This window comes from Cohnella sp. GCM10027633, from assembly GCF_042675445.1.
Taxonomy (GTDB): Bacteria; Bacillota; Bacilli; order Paenibacillales; family Paenibacillaceae; genus Cohnella.
In genome coordinates this window covers 30,162-50,826 of the sequence record NZ_JBHTGV010000022.1, presented here as the reverse complement: position 1 = coordinate 50,826, position 20,665 = coordinate 30,162, and the positions used below count along the sequence as shown (strand labels likewise).

14 protein-coding genes and 2 riboswitches are annotated in these 20,665 nt (G+C 56.5%); of the genes, 10 read left to right on the top strand and 4 right to left on the bottom strand.

Annotated features, from left to right (window positions below):
• Positions 1-40 precede the first annotated feature (40 nt).
• From ACFQZG_RS26960 to ACFQZG_RS26950, 3 genes are all read left to right on the top strand, one after another.
• The gene (locus tag ACFQZG_RS26960; protein ID WP_378157832.1) at positions 41-3,910 is read left to right on the top strand and encodes a calcium-binding protein; all 3,870 of its coding nucleotides are present in this window, start codon (positions 41-43) and stop codon (positions 3,908-3,910) included.
• The gene (locus tag ACFQZG_RS26955) at positions 3,903-4,364 is read left to right on the top strand and encodes a calcium-binding protein (RefSeq protein ID WP_378157831.1); all 462 of its coding nucleotides are present in this window, start codon (positions 3,903-3,905) and stop codon (positions 4,362-4,364) included. Before ACFQZG_RS26960 ends, ACFQZG_RS26955 begins: the two co-directional genes overlap by 8 nt.
• Positions 4,365-4,504: 140 nt before the next feature.
• Positions 4,505-7,201 (top strand): SLC13 family permease, encoded by a 2,697-nt coding sequence (locus tag ACFQZG_RS26950; RefSeq protein ID WP_378157830.1) that lies wholly within the window; start codon positions 4,505-4,507, stop codon positions 7,199-7,201.
• Positions 7,202-7,288: 87 nt separating this feature from the next.
• Here the strand turns inward: ACFQZG_RS26950 and ACFQZG_RS26945 are convergent, their stop codons facing one another.
• Entirely contained in the window at positions 7,289-7,435 is a 147-nt protein-coding gene (locus ACFQZG_RS26945) for a YqzM family protein (RefSeq protein WP_378157829.1), read from the bottom strand.
• 211 nt (positions 7,436-7,646) lie between these two features.
• Here ACFQZG_RS26945 and uvrC point away from each other — a divergent pair, with 211 nt between their 5' ends.
• On the top strand, positions 7,647-9,593 hold the full coding sequence (gene uvrC, locus ACFQZG_RS26940; protein ID WP_378157828.1) for an excinuclease ABC subunit UvrC: 1,947 nt from the start codon (positions 7,647-7,649) through the stop codon (positions 9,591-9,593).
• Positions 9,594-10,170: 577 nt separating this feature from the next.
• On the opposite strand, the gene ACFQZG_RS26935 is transcribed toward uvrC, so the two are convergent.
• Positions 10,171-11,892, bottom strand: coding sequence for a hypothetical protein (locus ACFQZG_RS26935; protein ID WP_378157827.1), 1,722 nt, complete (start codon positions 11,890-11,892; stop codon positions 10,171-10,173).
• Between the two features lie 272 nt (positions 11,893-12,164).
• A riboswitch (cyclic di-AMP (ydaO/yuaA leader) is annotated at positions 12,165-12,346 on the top strand.
• A 79-nt stretch (positions 12,347-12,425) separates the two neighbouring features.
• Between ACFQZG_RS26935 and ACFQZG_RS26930 the strand changes: the two genes are divergently transcribed.
• The 3 genes from ACFQZG_RS26930 (at position 12,426) to ACFQZG_RS26920 (ending at position 15,347) form a co-directional block, all read left to right on the top strand.
• Positions 12,426-13,778 carry a TrkH family potassium uptake protein gene (locus ACFQZG_RS26930; RefSeq protein ID WP_378157826.1) on the top strand — a complete coding sequence of 451 codons (1,353 nt, stop codon included), beginning with the start codon at positions 12,426-12,428 and terminating at the stop codon, positions 13,776-13,778.
• An 11-nt stretch (positions 13,779-13,789) separates the two neighbouring features.
• Positions 13,790-14,452 (top strand): potassium channel family protein, encoded by a 663-nt coding sequence (locus ACFQZG_RS26925; protein ID WP_378157825.1) that lies wholly within the window; start codon positions 13,790-13,792, stop codon positions 14,450-14,452.
• Between the two features lie 79 nt (positions 14,453-14,531).
• On the top strand, positions 14,532-15,347 hold the full coding sequence (locus ACFQZG_RS26920; protein ID WP_378157824.1) for a polysaccharide deacetylase family protein: 816 nt from the start codon (positions 14,532-14,534) through the stop codon (positions 15,345-15,347).
• Positions 15,348-15,356: 9 nt separating this feature from the next.
• On the opposite strand, the gene ACFQZG_RS26915 is transcribed toward ACFQZG_RS26920, so the two are convergent.
• Positions 15,357-15,995 carry a 3D domain-containing protein gene (locus tag ACFQZG_RS26915; RefSeq protein ID WP_378157823.1) on the bottom strand — a complete coding sequence of 213 codons (639 nt, stop codon included), beginning with the start codon at positions 15,993-15,995 and terminating at the stop codon, positions 15,357-15,359.
• 9 nt (positions 15,996-16,004) lie between these two features.
• Positions 16,005-16,215: riboswitch (cyclic di-AMP (ydaO/yuaA leader) on the bottom strand.
• Between the two features lie 96 nt (positions 16,216-16,311).
• Positions 16,312-17,202, bottom strand: coding sequence for a LysR family transcriptional regulator (locus ACFQZG_RS26910; protein WP_378157822.1), 891 nt, complete (start codon positions 17,200-17,202; stop codon positions 16,312-16,314).
• A gap of 199 nt (positions 17,203-17,401) precedes the next feature.
• Between ACFQZG_RS26910 and ACFQZG_RS26905 the strand changes: the two genes are divergently transcribed.
• Genes ACFQZG_RS26905 through sdhB form a run of 3 tightly spaced genes read left to right on the top strand, consistent with a single transcriptional unit; the run spans position 17,402 to position 20,656 of the window.
• The gene (locus ACFQZG_RS26905; protein ID WP_378157821.1) at positions 17,402-18,070 is read left to right on the top strand and encodes a succinate dehydrogenase cytochrome b558 subunit; all 669 of its coding nucleotides are present in this window, start codon (positions 17,402-17,404) and stop codon (positions 18,068-18,070) included.
• A 60-nt stretch (positions 18,071-18,130) separates the two neighbouring features.
• A complete protein-coding gene (gene sdhA / locus ACFQZG_RS26900; protein WP_378157820.1) occupies positions 18,131-19,888 on the top strand; it encodes a succinate dehydrogenase flavoprotein subunit in 1,758 nt (585 codons plus the stop codon).
• 3 nt (positions 19,889-19,891) lie between these two features.
• Positions 19,892-20,656, top strand: a complete 765-nt coding sequence (gene sdhB, locus ACFQZG_RS26895; protein WP_378157819.1) for a succinate dehydrogenase iron-sulfur subunit — start codon at positions 19,892-19,894, stop codon at positions 20,654-20,656.
• Positions 20,657-20,665: the final 9 nt, after the last annotated feature.

Genomic DNA, 20,665 nt, shown 5'->3' with positions numbered 1-20,665 from the left:
CAAATTCTCCTCCAGTTATCCGTATTTTATCCAGAACGAATTGGCCAATATCTGCCGTAAGAGCTTCGTTCTCCCCCTCGGGGGAGGTTCCCATAAGAGAGTTTACACAAAATTATTGACAGACCCCATAGATTCTATTATGCAGCAGGCATCGAACGGCAGCAATATTACGATTACCGGTCAATCACTTGGCGGCTATGTTGCCAGTTTGGTTGCCGCAAACTATTGGAATACTTCTGCAGCGACTTCACATGGGTTAACGGCAGTTACATTTAATGCCCCCGGAGTGACATTTGAGCCTGCTCATAATCCTAGCATGTACAATAATTCGATTGTCAATTATGTAATATCATCGGATCTTGTGGGAAATTTCGGGACCCATCTAGGCAAAACCTACGTTTTCAACAAAGGGTTCCCTTTTGATCAGTTAAGCACTGATGTAACGTTTGATTCATGGACAAATTTTCAAAGTTACTTCGCCAAGATGCTTTTCGGAAGACATGATGCGAAACACTTTTTGTATCATGAGAATCCATCAAGTCTAGGGTCGTTGGTTGATTTTGATGAAAATAAACACGCAGACTACGTTAATAGTCAGACAGGAGACTTTGACTTAAGCAAAGCGACTCAGAAGAACTCCAACATGGCTGGGGTTATTGATTACTATATGAAAGATTTCTTAGAACCTCTCATGAGAACAAGCGCGATGACGATTCCCGGAGTAGGGAAATATGAGTTTGGTGCACTTCCTGCGGTCGACAATTTCTTCGAACTGCTTGGCGATTTATTCTTCAGCATGGTTCAAGATTCCCATGCTTATGTGCCAATTCGCTTTAGAAGCGGAACAGAAGGGAATAATATTCTTACGGGAAATAACGAGAATAACCTAATGCTCGGTAGAGAAGGCGACGATAGCCTTTACGGCTATGGCGGCAATGATATTATTTTCGGACAGCGAGGCAATGACAAGTTGTATGGCGGGGACAACGATGATGTACTATACGGTGGAAACGGCGATGACACCCTTGAAGGCGGGAGAGGCGATGATTATTTAAGGGGTGGCGGGGGAAACGATCATTATGTGTTTACAAAAGGATTCGGAAAAGATATTGTCTATGAAACTTTAGGATTGAGAGATAAGATCACGATTAACGGATATTCATTGAAGGATGTGTATATTACAAGAGAAGGGTACGATGTTACTCTTAACTTTAAAAACAGTACGGATAAAATTACATTAAAAAATTTCATGAATGTTGAGCAAATTGAGTTTAACAATTCTAAAAAAATCGAGCAAGTTAAGCCGTATAAATTAGTTGAAATGTATGAAGACGGACTTCTTTCCTTGAACAGCGGCGATGATTTTCTGACCAAAAGCAATCTTTATGGTCCTTCGTTGCTGGATGGCGGAATGGGAAGAGATACGTACTCCTATTTTCGCGGAGACGGGGTGGTCACGATTCAGGAAACGGGTTCTGACCATGACTCGTTGTCTATCTTCGGTGGATATACTTCTGAAAATGTAAAAGTATCTTACTCCGGCAATCAGTTAAGGCTTGATTTTTACATAAATGGAACCATTACCATGGACTCGATTGTCATCCAAAACTGGAAGATCGGGAAAGCTGACAATAAGGTTGAAAACGTAAGATTGGTGTATCGGTGGGATGCCGATCCTTCTCGCATGGAATACGAATCTTTCAGCCTCACAGAGAGCTTCAATGCTTATATTGTCGGAAAAAAAACATTCAGCAACGTGTCTTTGCCGCAGCTTATTGATGCGTATTCCGGAGGAACGGGAGGCGGCTCGGGGATTGATTCTGAGGAACTCGAGGCGCTGAAAGCCATTATTGAAGCTAGAACGGATGGACAACTAACCACGGATCTATCATGGCTCATTCAAGTAAGCATGCCCAACACGGCAGAGGGGACCACGGGCAACGATGAGCTAACGGGAAGCGAGGATTCCGATGTTATTCAGGCAATGGACGGCGATGATAAAATTGTCGGAAATGGAGGGGGAGACTATCTCTTCGGCGGTAATGGCGATGATCAAATTAGCGGAGCTGGAGACGATAATCGAATATCAGGAGATGCGGGAAATGATTCTATCGTTGTCTTAAACAAGGGTAACGGTAATATTTTGCATGGTGGCTTAGGAAATGACAATCTGCTTATGCAGCAAGGCGGAGATATGAACACGCTCGTTGGGGGCGATGGCAACGATTCACTTGTTTTTCTTGACAGAGGGGATGGGAACCTGCTGCATGGCGGGGCCGGGAACGATCAAATCTATTTATTAAGAGGTGGTAATTCAAACACATTGATAAGTGGCGAAGGAGATGAAAATGTCTACTTTGGCGGAGATTTAAGCGGTAATAGAATCTGGCTGGATGAAGGTGCAAATAGGTTAAATACATCAGGTGGCGGAAGAAACAATATAATTACGGGTGGCAACGGTGGAAATGAAATTAATATTGCCGCCTATTCTTCCAATGAAGGGTTTCATCAAAATGAAATAACAGTAAATAATGGAAATGACAGAGTTAGTATCCATAGCAATAATGGGATTAGTGAGAATTTCATACAGACTGGCAATGGTAATAATTCAGTCTGGATGGATGCTGCTGAAAATAATACGGTAATTTTCGGCACGGGTAACAGTGAAGTTGGATTCTGGGGTAAGGCCACAGATAACAATATTGTTTTCAATTCTGCGGCATCTGACGAGGCCAGAGCTCAATTTAATGAATACTCATCAAGGAATATAGTGAGGTTTGGAGCAGGGAATAATAGAACACAGTTTAATGTCGGAGCTAGCGACACGGAAGTGTATGGAGGAAATGGTATTGATGATATTGGTGTAAATACCAACTATTTATTGCCGAACAATAATAACAAATTTGATTTAAAGGGAGGAAATAATCAGCTTTATATTAATGGAGCTTCCAATAACAACATCATAACGGCCGGCAATCAGGATGACAGTGTTACGCTGAATGCCTATTCAATGAGTTTGAATAATGAAATATTGCTCGGAAACGGAAACAATAGTGTGCACATCAATGGTGACAACAGGAATGTGCATATTCGAACCGGATCAGGCGATGATTATATCAGTTATGCAGTAGTGAGTGATAGTATTGTTGAACTAGGCCACGGCAACAATGAATTTACTTTGGGATATGGAATGAACAACAAGGTGACGACAGGAACTGGAAACGATATTGCTACGTTCGTTGGTATGCACAATTCTACCGTTAATATGGGTAATGGCGATAACGAGATCGAACTATTCAGTTCTAGTGGTATTTCGGTTACGAGCGGTAGCAATGACGATTCGATCAGAATCTACTATGACGAGAATACGGCTCGTGCCGGTGGTGGTAATGATTATTTTGAGGTACATGGCAACAGTAACAAGTTGTACGGCATGGACGGGGACGATCTTTTTGATCTGCACGGAACGAATCATTATATTTCCGGCGGCAAAGGAAACGATATCTACCAAATTGAAAGCTTAGTCAATGGAACCATTGTCGAAGACGATGCGACTATCGGCAATGTGGATCGCATTCAAATGCATGAATCTATTCTTCCAGATGAAGTTAATGTGTCTCGTACGGGCAATCATCTTATTCTTGGTAAACTTGAATCGGATCTTAAAGTAACCGTTCAGAATTTCTTCGCTAACGCCAAGTATCAAATCGAACAAGTCGAATTTGCGGACGGGACAATATGGGGGGTGTCGGATTTAAATGCAAGAGCATCGCAAATGAGGGGCACGGAAATGGCAGATACATTACGCGGGTTTGATACTGACGATATGATTTATGGCTTAGCCGGAGATGATCTACTTTACGGCAACGGTGGGAACGACCTGTTATATGGTGGAGATGGAGGTGGATAAATTGTACGGTAGCGTCGGGGAAGACGTGATGGATGGCGGATCGGGAGATGATTACTTGGTCGGTTCGACAGGTGATGATACTTACATTTTCGGACGAGGGTACGGAATAGAGACAATTGTTGATGACGATCAAACTGACGGTAACATGGACACGCTGCAACTGGATTTTGCCTCGGGAGAGTTAGTATTCGCTAAGAAAGGAAACGACTTAACTATCGAAAAACCGGGGGCAGGAGATCAAGTCACGCTTAAGAACTGGTTTAGAGGTAGCAGATATCAACTCGAGAGATTAGAAGCACAGGGCAGCGTCCTATACAACACGCAGGTAGAGCAACTTATTCAATCAATGGCTTCGTTGAATATAACAAACGGGGCACAATGGTCAATTGCACTCAACGAGAGACCTCAGGAAGTGCAAAACGTACTTGCGCAGTTCTGGTCGACCAATGGCTAACGGATCGTACGATACGCGAACAGTCCGGGCGACCGGGCTGTTTTTTGTGCGATCCGAGCGACGGGAATCTATATAATTCGACACCGATATTGTAAAATAGTAGAGAAGGAATTATTGCTAGGAGAAGGATATATTTAACAATGGCGACGATAACGGAATTTCGTATATTCAACGGGCTGTCGAACATCGAGCTCGCGAAAATATTAGGCAGGTTGGATAAAAGAGAGCTCCCGGCGGGCAGCCGGTTGTTCGAGCAAGGCGATCCCGGGGACAGCATGTTCCTGATCGAGCGCGGCAAGGTGCAGCTGTCGACCGCGCTGCCGGGCGGGGCCAGCCAGCCGCTGGCGATGCTGAGCGACGGGGATACGCTCGGCGAGATGGCGCTGCTGACGGGGGAAGCGAGGTCGGCGACGGCGGTTACCGCGACGCCCGCGGTGCTGTTCGTGATGGATAAGGACATATTCGAGAAGCTGATCGTCGAGCACCCGCTCATTTCTACCTACTTCATCGGACTATTGTCCTCGCGGCTCGTCCAGACGAACGATCGGCTGCAGCAATCGAACGAAGCGAAGGCGAGATGGATCGCGCAAGCATTGGAAGATATGCCGGGGGATTGGCGGCGATTCCTAGAGGCTTGCTCGCTGTTCCCGCGGATGAACAGAAAGCTGGCGCGCGACTTGCTCGGCATCGAAGAGGTGGACCGGATCGGCGACTGGCTGTCTCGCCCGGAGGAGTTCATCCGGTTCGATCCGGGCTTGAGCGGCAGGCAGGAAGAGCAGGGAGCGAACGGCGAGGATGACTCGCCGGGTAGCACCGCCGATGCCGCGCAATGGTTCGCGATCGCGCCGGCCGTGCGCGGCACGCTTCGCGCGAGCTTGGCGGCGCGCATGACGGCTGCGCAGCTCGGCGAGCTTCGCGACACGGCGACGCGGATGTGGCGCGCCGACGGCGAATGGGCCGCGGCGATACGGATGTACGCCGAAGCGGAGCTGTGGGACGACGCGATCGGCGCGGCCGAGTCGGCGCCGGAGCCGTACGACGGCTTCGACGCGCTGGACCGCTGTCCCATCGAGGCGCTCGGGGGCGCGAGGTTCGCGGTGCTGGATCGCTATCTCCGTTATTGCGCGGCGCACGCGCGGGAAGCGGGGTTCGCGAGAGCCGAGGCGGCGCTGGACGCGAAGGGGTTGGGTTTCGGAACGGGGCAGCTCGTGCTGCTGCACGAGCGCGCGGCGGAGATATGCCGCGCGCTCGGCATGCAAGCGAAGGCGCTCGAGCATCTCGCGATGGCGGAGGCGCTGGCGACGGCGCCAAGAAGCGCCGCGGGAGCGGCTTCGACGGAATCGGACGCCGAAGCCGGTGAACGCGCCTACCGGCTCGCGAAGCAGAAGCTGGACCGCCAGCTCACGAAGGATCTGGCGTCCAAGGCCGGCAGCCTGCTCGGCGGCAACCGGTGGAGCGGGTTGGTCGCGCTGCTCGTCGCGGCCACGTGCCTCGGTTATTTCCACTTCGCCGATCCGGTCGCCGGACTGTCCCGGCACGGCATGGACTTCATCGGCATCGGGCTGGCCGCCGTCGCACTGTGGATCGTGAACGTCATCCCCGACTATATCGTCGCGCTCGTCATGGCGATGTTCTGGGTGCTCGGCGGCTTGGTTCCGCCGGAGGTGGCGCTGTCGGGCTTCTCATCGACGACGTGGCTGTACATGCTGTTCATTCTTGCCCTCGGAGCGACCATCACGAAATCCGGCATTCTGTTCCGGCTTTCGCTGCACGCCCTCAAGCGGTTCCCGGCGAACTACCGCGGCCAGTTATGGGGCATCGTGGCCGGCGGCACGCTGCTGAATCCGCTCATCCCGTCTTCCTCCGCGAAGGTGACGCTTGGCGTGCCGATCGCACGTACGCTGTCGGAGTCGATGGGCTTCAAGGACCGCAGCGACGGCGCGGCGGGGCTCGGGCTCGCCGCCATGGTGTTCTACGGCTTCCTCGCGCCGTTCGTGCTGACCGGATCCTATAGCAACGTGATGGCGTTCGGCCTTGTCGGAGGCGGGAAGACGCCGAACTGGTTCGAATGGTTCTTGTACGCGCTACCCGCGTTTCTCTTGTTCGCGGGTCTTATCCTGGCGTTCCTGTTCCTGAAGTTCCGCAACGTCTCGTCCGCCAAGCCGATCTCGCAAGAGGTGCTCGACGATCAATTGCGGCTGATCGGCAAGCTGTCGAAGGAAGAGCTCGTCACCGTATGGACCGTCGTCGGCTGCATCGCGCTCATGATCTTGCAGCCGCTGCACGGCATCGATAACGCGTGGGTCATGCTCGTCGGGTTCGCCATGCTCGTGCTGACGAAGACGCTCGACGCGCAGACGCTGAAGACGGGCGTGGATTGGACGTTCCTGCTGTTCATCGGCATCGCGTTCAGCTTCGCCGAAGCCGCGAAGAGACTCGGCATCGTCGAAGCGATGTCGTCGTACCTCGGAGACAAGATGTCGGCGTTCATCGACGTACCGGTCCTGTTCCTCGCGGCGGTCATGCTGCTATCGTTCGTCGTCACGTTCGTCGTGCGCGACGATCCGGCGCTCATTCTGCTCGTCGTGGCGTTGCTTCCGCTGGCGGAGCAGGCCGGCATCCATCCGTGGGTGCTCGTGTTCGTCATTCTGCTGTCGACCGATCCGTTCTTCTTCGCATATCAATCGCCGACGTATTTGACCGCCTATTACAGCGCGGAAGGGAAGTCGTTCAGCCATCGGCAAGGCCAGTGGATGGCGCTCGGCTACGCGGCTGCGGCGATGGCGGCGGTACTGGCGAGCGTGCCGTATTGGAAGTGGCTCGGCTTGATCGATTAACGAAGCAAGGGAACGAAAAAAAACGCATTCCGGGTTCCCCGCGGGGATTCGGAATGCGTTTTTTTTCGTTCGTTGGTTAGGCCGGAGTTACGAAATGATAAATTTAATGACAACCGCAACGGTGAACACGACGAACATGAAGCCGAACATGCCGATAAAGCCCATTGTCGTGTCTTGCAAGTCGTCGCGCGGTTCTTCGTTAATGTGTTGGCGCGGATCTCTCACGTTTTCCATGGTAAGCCTCCTGAGACGTTCGATACTGATAGTATACCCAACTTCGCTTTTTGTTGTAAAGACGTGCAAGTCGAGCGTTGTGACAAGTTTGCGACATCGGGGGCGCAGGCGAATCCGCAACGGCTCCCGTCTGTGGTACAATGGAGGAACGGATGTTCTGGCGGACGCATGTCCCCGGACGCCGCAAGACGAAGAGAACGGGGTGCCCCGCATGGATCATACGACGCCTCCGGCCGTAAGCCGAGAGGAAGCGATGGCGAACATTCGCCACAAGCTGGCGTTATTGCCGGATCAGCCGGGCTGTTACCTGATGAAGAACGGCGAAGGCCGCATCATATACGTAGGCAAGGCGAAGGTGCTGAAGAACCGCGTGCGCTCGTACTTCAACGGCAGCCACGACGGGAAGACGCAGAAGCTGGTCTCGGAAATCCGGGATTTCGAATATATCGTCACCGCGAGCAATACCGAGTGCCTCATTCTCGAGTGCAACCTGATCAAGGAGCATAACCCGAGGTACAATGTGCTGCTTAAGGACGATAAGTCGTTTCCCTATCTGAAAATCACGCACGAAGCGCATCCGAAGCTCGAGGTTACGCGGAGGGTCGTGAAGGATAAAGGCAAATATTTCGGCCCGTATCCGAACGCGTTCGCGGCCCAGCAGACGAAGAAGCTGCTCGACAGGCTGTACCCGTTGCGCAAGTGCAACGTGCTGCCGGACAAAGTGTGCTTGTACTATCATCTCGGCCAATGCGTCGCGCCGTGCGAATATACGGTCGATCAGGCGAAGTACGACGAGATGATCGCGGAGATCGCGCGGTTCCTGAACGGCGGCCATGCCGACATTCGGCGCGAGCTGAAGCGCAAGATGGAGGAAGCGGCCGAGGAGCTGGCGTTCGAGCGGGCGCGGGAATTCCGCGACCAGATGACGGCGATCGACGCGCTCATGGAGAAGCAGACGATTAACATGACCGACGCGATGGACCGCGACGTGTTCGGTTACGCCGTCGACAAGGGTTGGATGTGCGTGCAGATTCTCTACATGCGCCAAGGCAAAATGAACCAACGCCACATGTCCGTGTTCCCTTACTACGGGGATCCTTACGACGATTTTCTCAGCTATGTTACCCAGTATTACAGCGATAATCCGGCGCTTCCGCGCGAGATGCTGTTGCCGCTGCCTCCCGAGGAGGAGGCTCTGGCGGCGGATGTGCCGTCCGCGGGCTTGACCGGAGCGAGCGCGGTCGCCACGTTGGCGGCAGAGGATGCCGCCGGCGGCGGGGAAGCGGGCGCGGAAGTCGTCGCCGAGACGGGCGGAGAACTCGGCGATTCGCTGCGCCGCTGGCTGAAGATCAGGGTGGCGTTCCCGCAGCGCGGCTCGAAGCGGCAACTCGTCGCGATGGCATGCGACAACTCGCGCGTGGCGCTCGAGGAGAAGTTCAAGCTGATCGAGCGGGACGAGACGCGCACCGTGAAGGCGGCGGACGGCTTGGCCGAGCTGCTCGGCATTCCGAGCGCGAACCGGATCGAGGCGTTCGACAACTCGAACATTCAAGGCGCGTCGCCGGTGTCGGCGATGGTCGTGTTCGTCGGCGGGAAGCCGGATAAGAAAGAGTACCGCAAGTACAATGTGCGTTCGGTCGAAGGTCCCGACGATTACGAGACGATGCGCGAAGTCGTTCGCCGCCGTTACGAGCGGGTGCTGAAGGAAGGACTGCCGCTGCCGGACCTGATCGTTATCGACGGCGGCAAGGGGCATATCGCCTCGGTCATGGACGTGCTCTCGAACGAGCTCGGTCTCGATGTTCCGGTGTGCGGCCTTGCCAAGGATGCCAAGCACCGAACGGCGGAGTTGCTCGTCGGCGATCCGCCGGAGCCCGTGCCGCTCGCGCGCGACAGCCAGGAGTTCTACTTGCTGACGCGCATCCAAGACGAGGTGCATCGCTTCGCGATCACGTTCCACCGGGAGAAGCGGGCGAAAGGAATGGTCGCCTCCAAGCTCGACGCCATTCCGGGCATTGGGGAGAAGCGCCGCAAGCAGCTGCTCAAGCATTTTGGCTCGTTGAAGGCGATTAAAGAAGCGAAGCCCGAGGACTTCAAGGCGGTCTCCATCGGCGAGGCGTTGGCGGCGCGTATTCTAGAGGCGTTGAACGCGGAGTAGCGGGCGCGGAGCAGCCACACGGGTACGGATAGCGCGGTGGCATCGAGTTACTGAGGCGAGAGTGGCGAGGTTGCTCGTAATAACGCGGGGGCGTCGAGTTACTGAGGCGAGAGTGGCGGGATTTCTCGCAATAGCGCGGTGGCATCGAGTTAAAAAGGCAGTCGTTTCTGGAAGAGACCCCACGGGGGATGATCTTCCTAGAAAGACTGCCTTTTTGGTATGCACTTCGACTAATCCAAACTATAGCACGCCAACCGCCGCAATTCGCGCCTGCAGTTCGACTAACCCGAACTGCAGCTCGCGAATTGAAGTAAACATCGCCTACAGTTTGAGCAATCCAAACTACAGTACGCCAACCGTCGCTATCCGCACCTGCAGTTCGACCAAACCGATCTCCAGCGTCCCCTGACCCGAGGAGATAGTGACGATAAGCGATATAATGCCCGCAATCCGCGCCTGCTGTTCGACCCAACCGAACTTCAGCGTCCTCTGACCCGAAGGGATAGTGACGATAAGCGCTGCAACGCAGCCCCTCACGATCGCCGGCCGTGCCATAGCTCCAGCCTGGCGACAAACTTTACGCGGAACCCGGACGCCGGAGCATTCGATGAAGCCGCCAGATCGCGAGGCCGGCGAGCCCCGGCATGACGAGGCTGAACAATCCGCCCCAGTAATCGCCCGGCAACCCGTCGGTCATCATCTGCACGCCCATGAGGACGGCGTCGAGCGTCACGTGGGCGAAGATGACGGCCATGAGGCCGAAGCGAAGCATGAACCAGCCGAACAATAGCGACAGCAGCACCAGCTCGATGACGCGCGTGTACACCGGATACACCGCATAGCCGACGTGCCCGAACGCCCACAGCAAGCCCGGCGGCACCATGGCGGCGAACGTCAGCCAGGAAGCGGCGCGAGCCGACGGTTCCCGGCGAAGCAGCTTGCGCGCGCCGCCTACGAACCATTTGCGGAACAGACCGATGCCGAACAGGCGGCTCTGTAGCTCCTCGGAGATGCCGGCGCACCATGCGAGCACCGGCAGCAGCAACGGATACGTCATGTTGTACATGGACTGCGAAGGATCGGAGGAGGCGAACGACCCGAGAGATTGCTCCAGCACGATGAGCACGACCGATTGCGCGCCGAGCAGAATGAAGGCGAGGAAGTAGCCGGTCTTCATGCTTTTCAGCACCGCGTTGCCATATCCGGCTTCCTTCCATCTCGGCCACAGCGAATAGCCCATCGACTTCCACAAACCGTCTCCGCCGACGGCGGCTAAGTACGTGAGCAACGCCATCGCGCCATAGATGATGATGCTCACGGTAAGCAAGGTCGGATCGAATGCGTCGGACTTGTCGGTCGATACCCCCATCACGCTGGCGCGCATGCCGGGGATCATGTTGTACGAATAGGCGACGTAGAGCACGAAGAACAAGCCGGCCAGGAAAATGCCTCTACGGTACGAGCTATGCCCGACGTACGTTCCCGCCGCGACGATCGCGCAGACGAGCATGAACAGCTCCGGCAAGATGTACCCGTACTTGGACCACTCGGAAGCGAGATGCTCTTGCTTATCCATATAGCTAAGAAACTCCGCCGGAAGCTGCGTGCCGTATACGACGAATCCGCCTTTCCAAGGAGGCAGGGAGGAAGCGGTCGCTTCGAAACCGGCAGGCGCGCGCACGCTCAGCCACGGTTCCGCTTCGCCCAGCGGCTTCTTGGAGACGAACAAGGAGCTGCCGTCCGGCTGCGTTCGGCCGGTCCATTCCCAGTCGTCGCCATGAACGCCCCACGCTTCGGCATAGTGGAGTGCGCGAGCCGCTTGTTCCGCCCCGCCGCCGCTCTCCAACGCAGGCGCGGCGCCGCCCGCGGAAGCCCCTGCAACCGCGGCGTGCCGCCAACCGACGAGACTGCCGGTTTCCAGGTGGAGCAGCAGGCGCAAGGTGCCGCCATCGCCGGCCAGATGCAGATCGACGCGGTAGTAATCGGTCGGCATCGTCGCGTCCAGGCGATCGTCGTACGCCTTCCCAAGATCGTTCTTACTGTAATAACCGACCGCGTCGCTATCCGACAGGTGAGTTACGGTCGTCTCGGACACGTCGGAGCGCGCGACGCCGAATCTGTCCGCGGCCGCGGACAGCGCTTTATTCTCCGCTTGGGCGCGGGTTAAGACGTCGTGATCCTCGGTCTTGAATACCTGCAGGGAAGTCGGCAGAACTTGTATGAGAAGGAAGAGAGCCAAGCCGATCGCGGCGGTCCACACCCATCGGCGGGACAGTGTATCCTGATCATGTGCGGGCATATGCCTACGCATCCTTTCGTGGTAAGGCGTGAAGTAAACGGTTTCAGGGGACCGGGTCGTCCCGGCGTCCCGAATTATCCCTTAAGTATCTCGTATTTTTGGCGAAAATGAAAGAAAAGCCGTCGATAATCGATGTGCGGACGCATGAGCGACGGATCGGATGAGGTAACGGTGCTAATTATCGGCGAAACGCGGTTGTTTGCCTCCTTTTTGATGTTGTTACGTCTACCCGGAAAGCATATAATTCGATGGTACGTCCATGAACGATCCTATAAAAGAACCAGCCGAATTTCTTCACGGAAAACGGGGGAACCAACCGATCGCCGGTACAAGCTATTGTATTCGGAGATCCCGGGGTGAATTCCAGTCCGCTCGAAGCCGAGCGGCGGATAGGGCGCGTCTGTTTCGAGCCCGAACCCGACAGCTAACCTCGCAGGCTGCACGGAACAGGACTCGCATGCTAACGCGAAGCATTGGAGCTCCAGTGCTTCTTTTTTGTGCGTTCGAGAGCTATTAGCAGAGGGGAATACGGCATGTTCAATAAAGTCATTCGCTGGTTCAGCGCATCTCCCCCGAGAACGCTGCTGCTCGGCTTCGCCTTCGTCATCTTCTTAGGCGCGCAGTTGCTCAAGCTGCCGATCGCCTCAGCGGACGGGAAGTCGATCTCTTACATAGACGCCTTGTTCACTTCGACATCGGCCGCTTGCGTCACCGGACTCGTCGTCCATGATACCGGCTCCCAGTTCTCCACGTTCGGCCACTGGGTCATTCTCCTTCTCGTGCAGGTCGGCGGCATCGGCTTCATGACGATGGCGACGTTGTTCGCGCTCATTCTGAGAAGGCGCATCTCCTTGAAGGAAAGACTGATTCTGCAAGAGTCGCTCAATCAGGGCAGCATCGAAGGTCTCGTGCGGCTCGTCCGCAAGGTCGTCTTCTTCGCGCTCGCGATCGAATCGGTCGGCGCGGCGCTGTTCACAATCCGATTCAGCTTCGACATGAGCTTCGGGCAGGCGCTCTATCATGGCGTGTTCCACTCGATCTCGATTTTCAATAACGCCGGCTTCGACCTATCGGGCGACTTCAGCAGCTTCTCCCGCTACTCGGGCGATCTCTATATGAACCTCTTGTCGATGGCTCTCATCATTCTCGGCGGCTTCGGGTTCATCGTCCTTTCCGACTTATTCGACTTAAGGCACCGTAACGCCCGGCGCAGGCTGTCGCTTCATACGAAAGTCGTCCTTACCGTTAGCGGCGCGCTGATCGTTCTCGGAATGCTTATCATCTTCGTATTCGAATATACGAATCCGAACTCCGTCGGCGACAAGCACATCGGAGAGAAGCTGCTCGACGCGCTGTTCCAATCGGTCACCACGCGCTCGGGCGGCGTCACGACCGTTGACGTCGCGGATTTCCGCCAGGCGACGCAATTCTTCATTATTATATTGATGTTCATCGGGGCGTCTCCCGGTTCGACGGGAGGCGGCATCAAGACGACGACGTTCGCGGTTCTGTTCGGCGCGGTGCTGGCGATGATCCGGGGCAAGGAGGACGTCGTGCTGTTCCGTCTGCGGCTCGCGCAGGAGCGCGTATATAAGGCCGTTACCGTTACGTTGTTCTGTATCGGCATCGTGATGCTCGGAACGATGATCCTGTGCACGACGGAGGACGCGGCGTTCCTGAAAATCCTGTTCGAAGCGACGTCGGCGTTCGGCACGGTCGGCCTGTCGATGGGGTTGACGGGGGATTTGACGTTACCGGGCAAGCTAACCATTATTATGCTGATGTTCGTCGGCAGGCTCGGGCCGCTCACGTTGACCTATGCGTTGGCGCCGAAGCCGGAGCGAGCGAGGTTCCGTCATGCGGAAGGTAAAATCATAATCGGGTAGGAGCAACGCACATGAGACTTAATCAATTCGTCATTATCGGCTTAGGCCGCTTCGGTTCGAGCATCGGCCGCGAGCTCATCCAATTAGGCTACGAGGTGCTCGGCGTCGACCGCGACGAAGAGACGGTCCAAGAGCTGTCGAACGTGCTGACGCACGTCGTCGTGGCGGACGCGACGGAGGAAGAGGTGCTCCGTTCGATCGGGGCCCGCAACTTCGACTGCGGCGTCGTCGCGATCGGCGACGACATCCAGGCAAGCATCCTCGCGACGATTCTGCTGAAGGAGCTCGGAGTCAAGAAGGTCGTCGCCAAGGCGGTGTCCGACTTGCACGGACGCGTGCTGGAGCGGATGGGCGTCGATCGCGTCATCTATCCGGAGCGGGACATGGGCGTTCGCGTGGCGCACCAGCTCGTGTCGCCGAACCTGCTCGATTACATCGAACTATCCAAGCAATACACGATCGCGGAGCTTGCCGTGCCGCAATGCCTGTCGGGCAAGTCGCTCGACGACGTCAATCCGAGAGGACGGTTCGGCTGCAGCATCGTGGCGATCAATAAGCCGAAGGGCATCATTATCGCTCCGGTCGCGAAGGACGTGCTCGCGGAGAAAGACGTCATGGTCGTCATCGGGACGAACCAGCAGATCGAACAATTCCAGGAGTCGATCAACCGATAGACGATCGATTGCACGGGTATGAAATCATTGCCACTCGCTCAGGATATAGGGAGACGAACGGTCCCGGGAGGGTGGCGCAATGACAGGTAGGGGTAGAAGAATCGCGGTGATGGTGCTGGCGGGCACCGTCGCCTTTTTAAGTTTCGCGGGGCTTGCGCGCAGGGCGGAAGCCGTCCCGCCGGGCATTCAGTGGACGGAGCTCGAGCGCCGATTCGAAGGGGTGTTCGTGCTGTCCGCGTCCCGGGAAGTCCGGAAGGTGGCGTTGACGTTCGACGATGTTCCGGATCCGAGATTCACGGGGCAAGTGCTCGACGTCTTGAAAAAGAAGCGTGTGAAGGCGACCTTCTTCGCGATGGGCACGCGCAGCCAGAAGCATCCCGATCTGCTGCGGCGCATTCAACGGGAAGGGCATGACGTGGGCAACCATTCTTACAGCCATCCGGACTTCTCCAAGCTTCCGCTCGATAAGGTCAAGTCGCAGATTACCCGCGCGGAGACGGTCATCTCGGGCATCATCGGCTACCGGCCGAAGCTCGTGCGGCCGCCTTACGGCGAAATCATGCCCGAGCAGCTCGAATGGGCGAAGGCGCAAGGGTACACGGTCGTGAACTGGGACGTCGATTCGGCGGACTGGCGGCAATTGACGGCCGACGAGGTATTCCGCAACGTGACGAAGGCGGTGCGTCCGGGATCGGTGATCCTGATGCACGCGGGCGGCGGGGAAGGGCAAAGCTTGGCGGGGACGGTCAAGGCGCTTCCGCGCATCATCGATTGGCTGCGGGAGCACCATTACGAGCCGGTCGCGTTGACCGAGCTGCTCGGCATTCCGGCCGAGCGGACGAACGAAGGCTCCCTGAAGCAAATGTTGAATTTGCCTCCGGGAGCCTCGGAATAACCGTAACCGTTATTTCAGGATATACACCTTCACGTTCTGAACGCCGAAGCCGGACACGAACGAGCGGGAACCGGGCACGAAGATGTCGATGCGATTGCCTTTGATCGCTCCGCCTTTGTCCGTCGCGGTGCCGACCATGCCGCCGACGGGCAAGCCGTTAAAGTCGTAGCCCGTAATATACAGCTTCGAGCCGAACGGGATGACGGACGGATCGACCGCGATCGTTCCGAGCTTAAGCGCGTCGCCGAAGTAGTCGACGGGGCCCCAAGGGCCGTTCTCTTCCGCGGAAGCGGAGTAAGCGGTCGCCTTGATGTCGAGCACTTTCGAGAAGGCGAGCGATCGGCCCGCCGTCGTCGTGATCGATTGCGCCGTTACGGACGGCTCTTCGGCGGACTTCGCCGATACCGTTCCGTCTCCCGGAATCGCGAGCCTCAAGCCGGCGTATACGTTCTGCGGATCTATGTTCGGGTTGGCATCCAGCAACTGCCGGACCGGAATATCGTAATACTGGGACAGTTTCCAGAACGTCGTCGTGTCTGATGCGACGTGCGACGTTGCCGCGTGAGCGGTCAACGCGGGGACGAGCAGGGCGCCGCCCAGTACGAGCGACGCCGCGCGGGCGGCGAGTTTCTTCCTTGCGTCTTTCATCAATGCGTTGCCTCCTAAGATCTAGGGCCGGCGAGGTTAGCTGTCGGGTTCGGATTGGGAGATCAACCCTACGAGACGTCGAGCGGCACGATTGCCATTCCATACGATACGATTCACCCCGAGTAAGTCCGAACGGAACCAAGCGGTCATGCGATCGTTCCGTCCTCGCGTACTTTACTTCTTTTTCCCCCGCACCTGGCGGTTTAGGCCCGTTTTTTATTCTTGTAGAGGTTAACACAGCAGGCGGGCGGTTGGAACCGGCAAATCCCGGTAATCGGCGTCGAAGCCGCGCCGGGACTGCATTCGCCGATTTCGCTCAACGCTTGAAATAAGCGGTCATTTCCTCGATCAAGTATCGCGTGGCCGGCGCGATCCAGGCGGGATCGCCGTGGATGATCGAGGTCGTTCGCTTCGTCGCCTCCAGCTCGGGAATGCGGACGAGATACAAGTCGTTGTCTTCCAGCAGTTGCTCGCGCAAGTACGACTTCGGCAGCAACGTCCCTGCCCGGCAAGCGGACTGCAGGCGAATGATCGCTTCGAACGAGTCGATCTCCATCCGCACGTCCGGTTGGACCTTGTACTTGCGGAACAGCTCGTCCGTATGCGTGCGATACCAAGTGCCCGGCGCGAACAGAATCATCGGCAATCCGTTCAGGTCGTTCATCGCCAGCTGCGTTCTCTCTAATATATAGTGCGTTCTTGGGAGCACGAGTATGAGATGATCTTCAAATAAGGGTAAACTTGTAATGGCCGGATCGATGACGGCGGATCCGACGAGGCCGAAGTCGACTTTGCGTTCCTTCACGAGCGTCACGATCTCGTGCGATTTGCCCGTGATCGCCTTGATCTCGAGCTGAGGATGTTTCTCCGTCATCGCGGTAATCAACTCGGGCAGCGTCGTCTGGAGGGTGGTCAGGCTGGCCCCGATCGTCGCTACGGGCGACTCGGCGGACTTAAAGGCGTTCAGCTTCTGCAGGTAACCGCCGTGGAACCGGCGCAGCTCCAGCGCGAATTCGTAGGTGAGCTGTCCGGCGGGGGTAAGCTCCAGCCGCTTGCCGATGCGGCGGAACAGCGTGACCTCGAGCTCTGCCTCCAGCTTGGCGATCCGCCGGGATAGCGCGGGCTGGGAGACGTTAAGGCGTTCCGCGGCTTTGTTCAGGCTCGTTTGTTCCACGACCGTCGCGAATATTCGCATGTCCTCAAGCATTATCCGATGCTCCTTCGTTGTCGAATCGTCGTTCGATATGCGCATTCGTTATAAGTTATAATAAAAAATAAGCAGTTCCATTATAAGCGAAAATAGAGTAACCTTAAAGGCGGTGACGTCTGGTGACGAATGGGTGAACATCCATAATTCCGTCTCCGGACGACAAACGCACGGGTCACGAAAGGAGAAGTATACGGACATGAAAGGGAATTCTTACTTACCGCGCAAGCTACACTCCTTGCTCGGCGTCATCCCGCTCGGCTTGTTCTTGGTCGAGCACGCGTTGACGAACTACTCCGCATATGAAGAAGGACCGCAGGGGTTTAAAGACAGCATCGATTTCCTGCATGGCATGCCATTGCTGTTCTTCCTGGAGCTGTTCATCATCTGGCTGCCGATTCTGTTCCACGGGGTATACGGACTGTATATGGCGTTCCAATCCGACTTGAACATGGGCCGGTTCAGCTACTCGCGCAACTGGGCGTTCGCGCTGCAGCGCATTACCGGGGTCATCACGTTCATCTTCGTCGCGTGGCACGTCTATACGACGAGACTTCAAGTGACGTTCGGCAACACGACGTACGATGAACTGGGCTCGCACATGCACGACATCGTAAGCGATCCGGTCGTCTTTACCATCTACATTATCGCGGTAATCGCGGCAACGTTCCACTTCGCGAACGGCATCTGGGCGTTCCTGGTCAGCTGGGGCATTACGGTAGGTCCGCGCGCTCAGAAAGTATCCGCGAACATCTGCATGGTCATTTTCGTCATCGTGGCGGTCATGTTCCTGCTGTCGCTCTTCGCTTTCCGCGGAGACGAGTTCGATGCGGCGGCTGCAACGATCGCGTCCGTAACGGCAGGGTAATCATACGCATCGATAGACGGTTCGGCCGAGGCAGAACCGGATAGGGAGGAAGAACACGTAATGGCTACAGGCAAAGTGATAGTCGTAGGCGGCGGTCTCGCCGGTCTCATGGCAACGATAAAAGCGGCCGAAGCGGGCATGCGCGTCGATCTGTTCTCGCTCGTGCCCGTCAAGCGCTCGCACTCGGTGTGCGCGCAAGGCGGCATTAACGGCGCGGTTAATACGAAGGGCGAGGGCGACTCTCCGTGGGAGCACTTCGACGATACGGTATACGGGGGCGACTTCCTCGCCAACCAACCGCCGGTCAAGGCGATGTGCGAAGCGGCGCCGGGCATCATCCACTTGATGGACCGGATGGGCGTTATGTTCAGCCGCACGCCGGAAGGCTTGCTGGACTTCCGCCGGTTCGGCGGCACGCAATACCACCGCACGGCGTTCGCGGGCGCGACGACGGGCCAACAGCTGCTGTACGCGTTGGACGAGCAAGTTCGCCGTTGGGAAGCGGCCGGTCTCGTGCATAAGTTCGAGCACTGGGAGTTCACGGGAGCGGTGCTCGACGACGACGGCGTCTGCCGCGGCATTTCGGCGCAAGACCTGCGCACGATGGAGTCGGTTACGTTCCGCGGCGACGCGGTCATCTTGGCGACGGGCGGTCCCGGCATTATTTTCGGCAAGACGACGAACTCGGTCATCAATACGGGCACGGCAGCCAGCGCGGTGTACCAACAAGGCGTCTACTACGCGAACGGCGAGTTCATCCAGATTCACCCGACGGCGATTCCGGGCGACGACAAGAACCGCCTCATGAGCGAATCCGCTCGCGGCGAAGGCGGACGGATCTGGACGTACAAGGACGGCAAGCCTTGGTACTTCCTCGAAGAGAAGTATCCGGCGTACGGCAATCTCGTGCCGCGGGATATCGCGACTCGCGAGATCTTCGACGTCTGCGTCAACCAGAAGCTCGGCATCAACGGCGAGAACCGCGTCTACCTCGACTTGTCGCATAAAGATCCGAAGGAGCTCGACGTGAAGCTCGGCGGCATCATCGAGATTTACGAGAAGTTCATGGGCGACGACCCGCGGAAGATCCCGATGCAAATTTTCCCGGCGGTCCACTATTCGATGGGCGGACTGTGGGTCGACTACAACCAGATGACGAACATCCCGGGCCTATTCGCCTGCGGAGAGTGCGATTATCAATACCACGGCGCGAACCGTCTAGGCGCGAACTCGCTCCTGTCGGCGATCTTCGGCGGCATGGTGACGGGACCCAAAGCGATCGAGTACATCAAAGGCCTCAAGAAGTCCGCGGAGGACATCGCCGAGAGCGTGTTCGAGCGCGAGCGCAACAAGCAAGCTTCGAAGTACGACGCCATCACGAAGATGGACGGCAGCGAGAACGCGTACGTCATCTCCAAGGAACTCGGCGAGTGGATGACGAACAACATGACCGTCGTTCGCCACAACGACAAGCTGCAGCAGACGATCGACAAGATCAAGGAGCTTAAGCAGCGTTATACGAAGATCAACATCAACGATACGATCAAGTGGAACAACGCGGGAGCGGCGTATACGCGTCAATTGTGGAACATGCTCGAGCTCGCGGAATCGATGACGGTGAGCGCGCTCATGCGCGACGAGAGCCGCGGCGCGCACTACAAGCCGGAGTTCCCGGACCGCATCGACGACAAGTTCCTGAAGACGACGAAGGCGAAGTGGACCGCGGAAGGCCCGCAAATCTCCTACGAAGACGTCGACGTATCGCTCATCAAGCCGCGTACGCGCGACTATTCCGCGAACAAGAAGAAGGAGGGCTAAACGATGGCAGACACGGCAACGGCACAACGTACCGTCAAATTCATCATTACGCGCCGGGATCAACCGGAAGCCTCCTCTTACACGGAGGAGTTCGAGGTTCCTTACCGTCCGAACATGAACGTCATCAGCGCTCTCATGGAAATCCAGCGCAATCCCGTCAAGGCGGACGGCGCGAAGACGGCTCCGGTATGCTGGGAGTCGAACTGCTTGGAGGAAGTGTGCGGCGCATGCTCGATGGTCATCAACGGCAAGCCGCGCCAAGCGTGCTCCGCGCTGATCGACCGTCTTGAACAGCCGATCCGACTCGAGCCGATGAGCACGTTCCCGGTCGTTCGCGACCTCGTGATCAACCGCGAGCGCATGTTCCAATCGTTGAAGAAGGTCAAAGCATGGATTCCGATCGACGGCACGTACGATCTCGGACCGGGTCCGCGCATGGCGGAAGCGAAGCGCCAATGGGCGTACGAGCTGTCCAAGTGCATGACGTGCGGCGTATGCCTCGAGGCTTGCCCGAACGTGAACGACCGCAGCAGCTTCATGGGACCGGCTCCGATCTCGCAAGTACGCTTGTTCAACGCCCATCCTACGGGCGAGATGAACGCGTACGAGCGTCTGGAAGCGCTCATGGAAGAGGGCGGCATCGAGGGCTGCGGCAACTCGCAGAACTGCGTGCGCTCGTGCCCGAAGGGCATTCCGCTGACGACGTCGATCGCCGCGATGAACAAAGACACGACCAAGCACTTGTTCAAGAAGTGGCTGGGCATGTAAGAGAATTTG

What these genes read in the sequence shown, in the direction of transcription:
- ACFQZG_RS26930 (WP_378157826.1), top strand. Translation starts at nt 12,426, where the DNA reads ATGTTCAATAAAGTCATTCGCTGGTTCAGCGCATCTCCCCCGAGAACG.
- ACFQZG_RS26950 (WP_378157830.1), top strand. Translation starts at nt 4,505, where the DNA reads ATGGCGACGATAACGGAATTTCGTATATTCAACGGGCTGTCGAACATC.
- ACFQZG_RS26945 (WP_378157829.1), bottom strand. Translation starts at nt 7,435, where the DNA reads ATGGAAAACGTGAGAGATCCGCGCCAACACATTAACGAAGAACCGCGC.
- sdhB (WP_378157819.1), top strand. Translation starts at nt 19,892, where the DNA reads ATGGCAGACACGGCAACGGCACAACGTACCGTCAAATTCATCATTACG.
- ACFQZG_RS26925 (WP_378157825.1), top strand. Translation starts at nt 13,790, where the DNA reads ATGAGACTTAATCAATTCGTCATTATCGGCTTAGGCCGCTTCGGTTCG.
- ACFQZG_RS26905 (WP_378157821.1), top strand. Translation starts at nt 17,402, where the DNA reads ATGAAAGGGAATTCTTACTTACCGCGCAAGCTACACTCCTTGCTCGGC.
- ACFQZG_RS26910 (WP_378157822.1), bottom strand. Translation starts at nt 17,202, where the DNA reads ATGCTTGAGGACATGCGAATATTCGCGACGGTCGTGGAACAAACGAGC.
- sdhA (WP_378157820.1), top strand. Translation starts at nt 18,131, where the DNA reads ATGGCTACAGGCAAAGTGATAGTCGTAGGCGGCGGTCTCGCCGGTCTC.
- ACFQZG_RS26915 (WP_378157823.1), bottom strand. Translation starts at nt 15,995, where the DNA reads ATGAAAGACGCAAGGAAGAAACTCGCCGCCCGCGCGGCGTCGCTCGTA.
- ACFQZG_RS26935 (WP_378157827.1), bottom strand. Translation starts at nt 11,892, where the DNA reads ATGCCCGCACATGATCAGGATACACTGTCCCGCCGATGGGTGTGGACC.
- ACFQZG_RS26920 (WP_378157824.1), top strand. Translation starts at nt 14,532, where the DNA reads ATGACAGGTAGGGGTAGAAGAATCGCGGTGATGGTGCTGGCGGGCACC.
- uvrC (WP_378157828.1), top strand. Translation starts at nt 7,647, where the DNA reads ATGGATCATACGACGCCTCCGGCCGTAAGCCGAGAGGAAGCGATGGCG.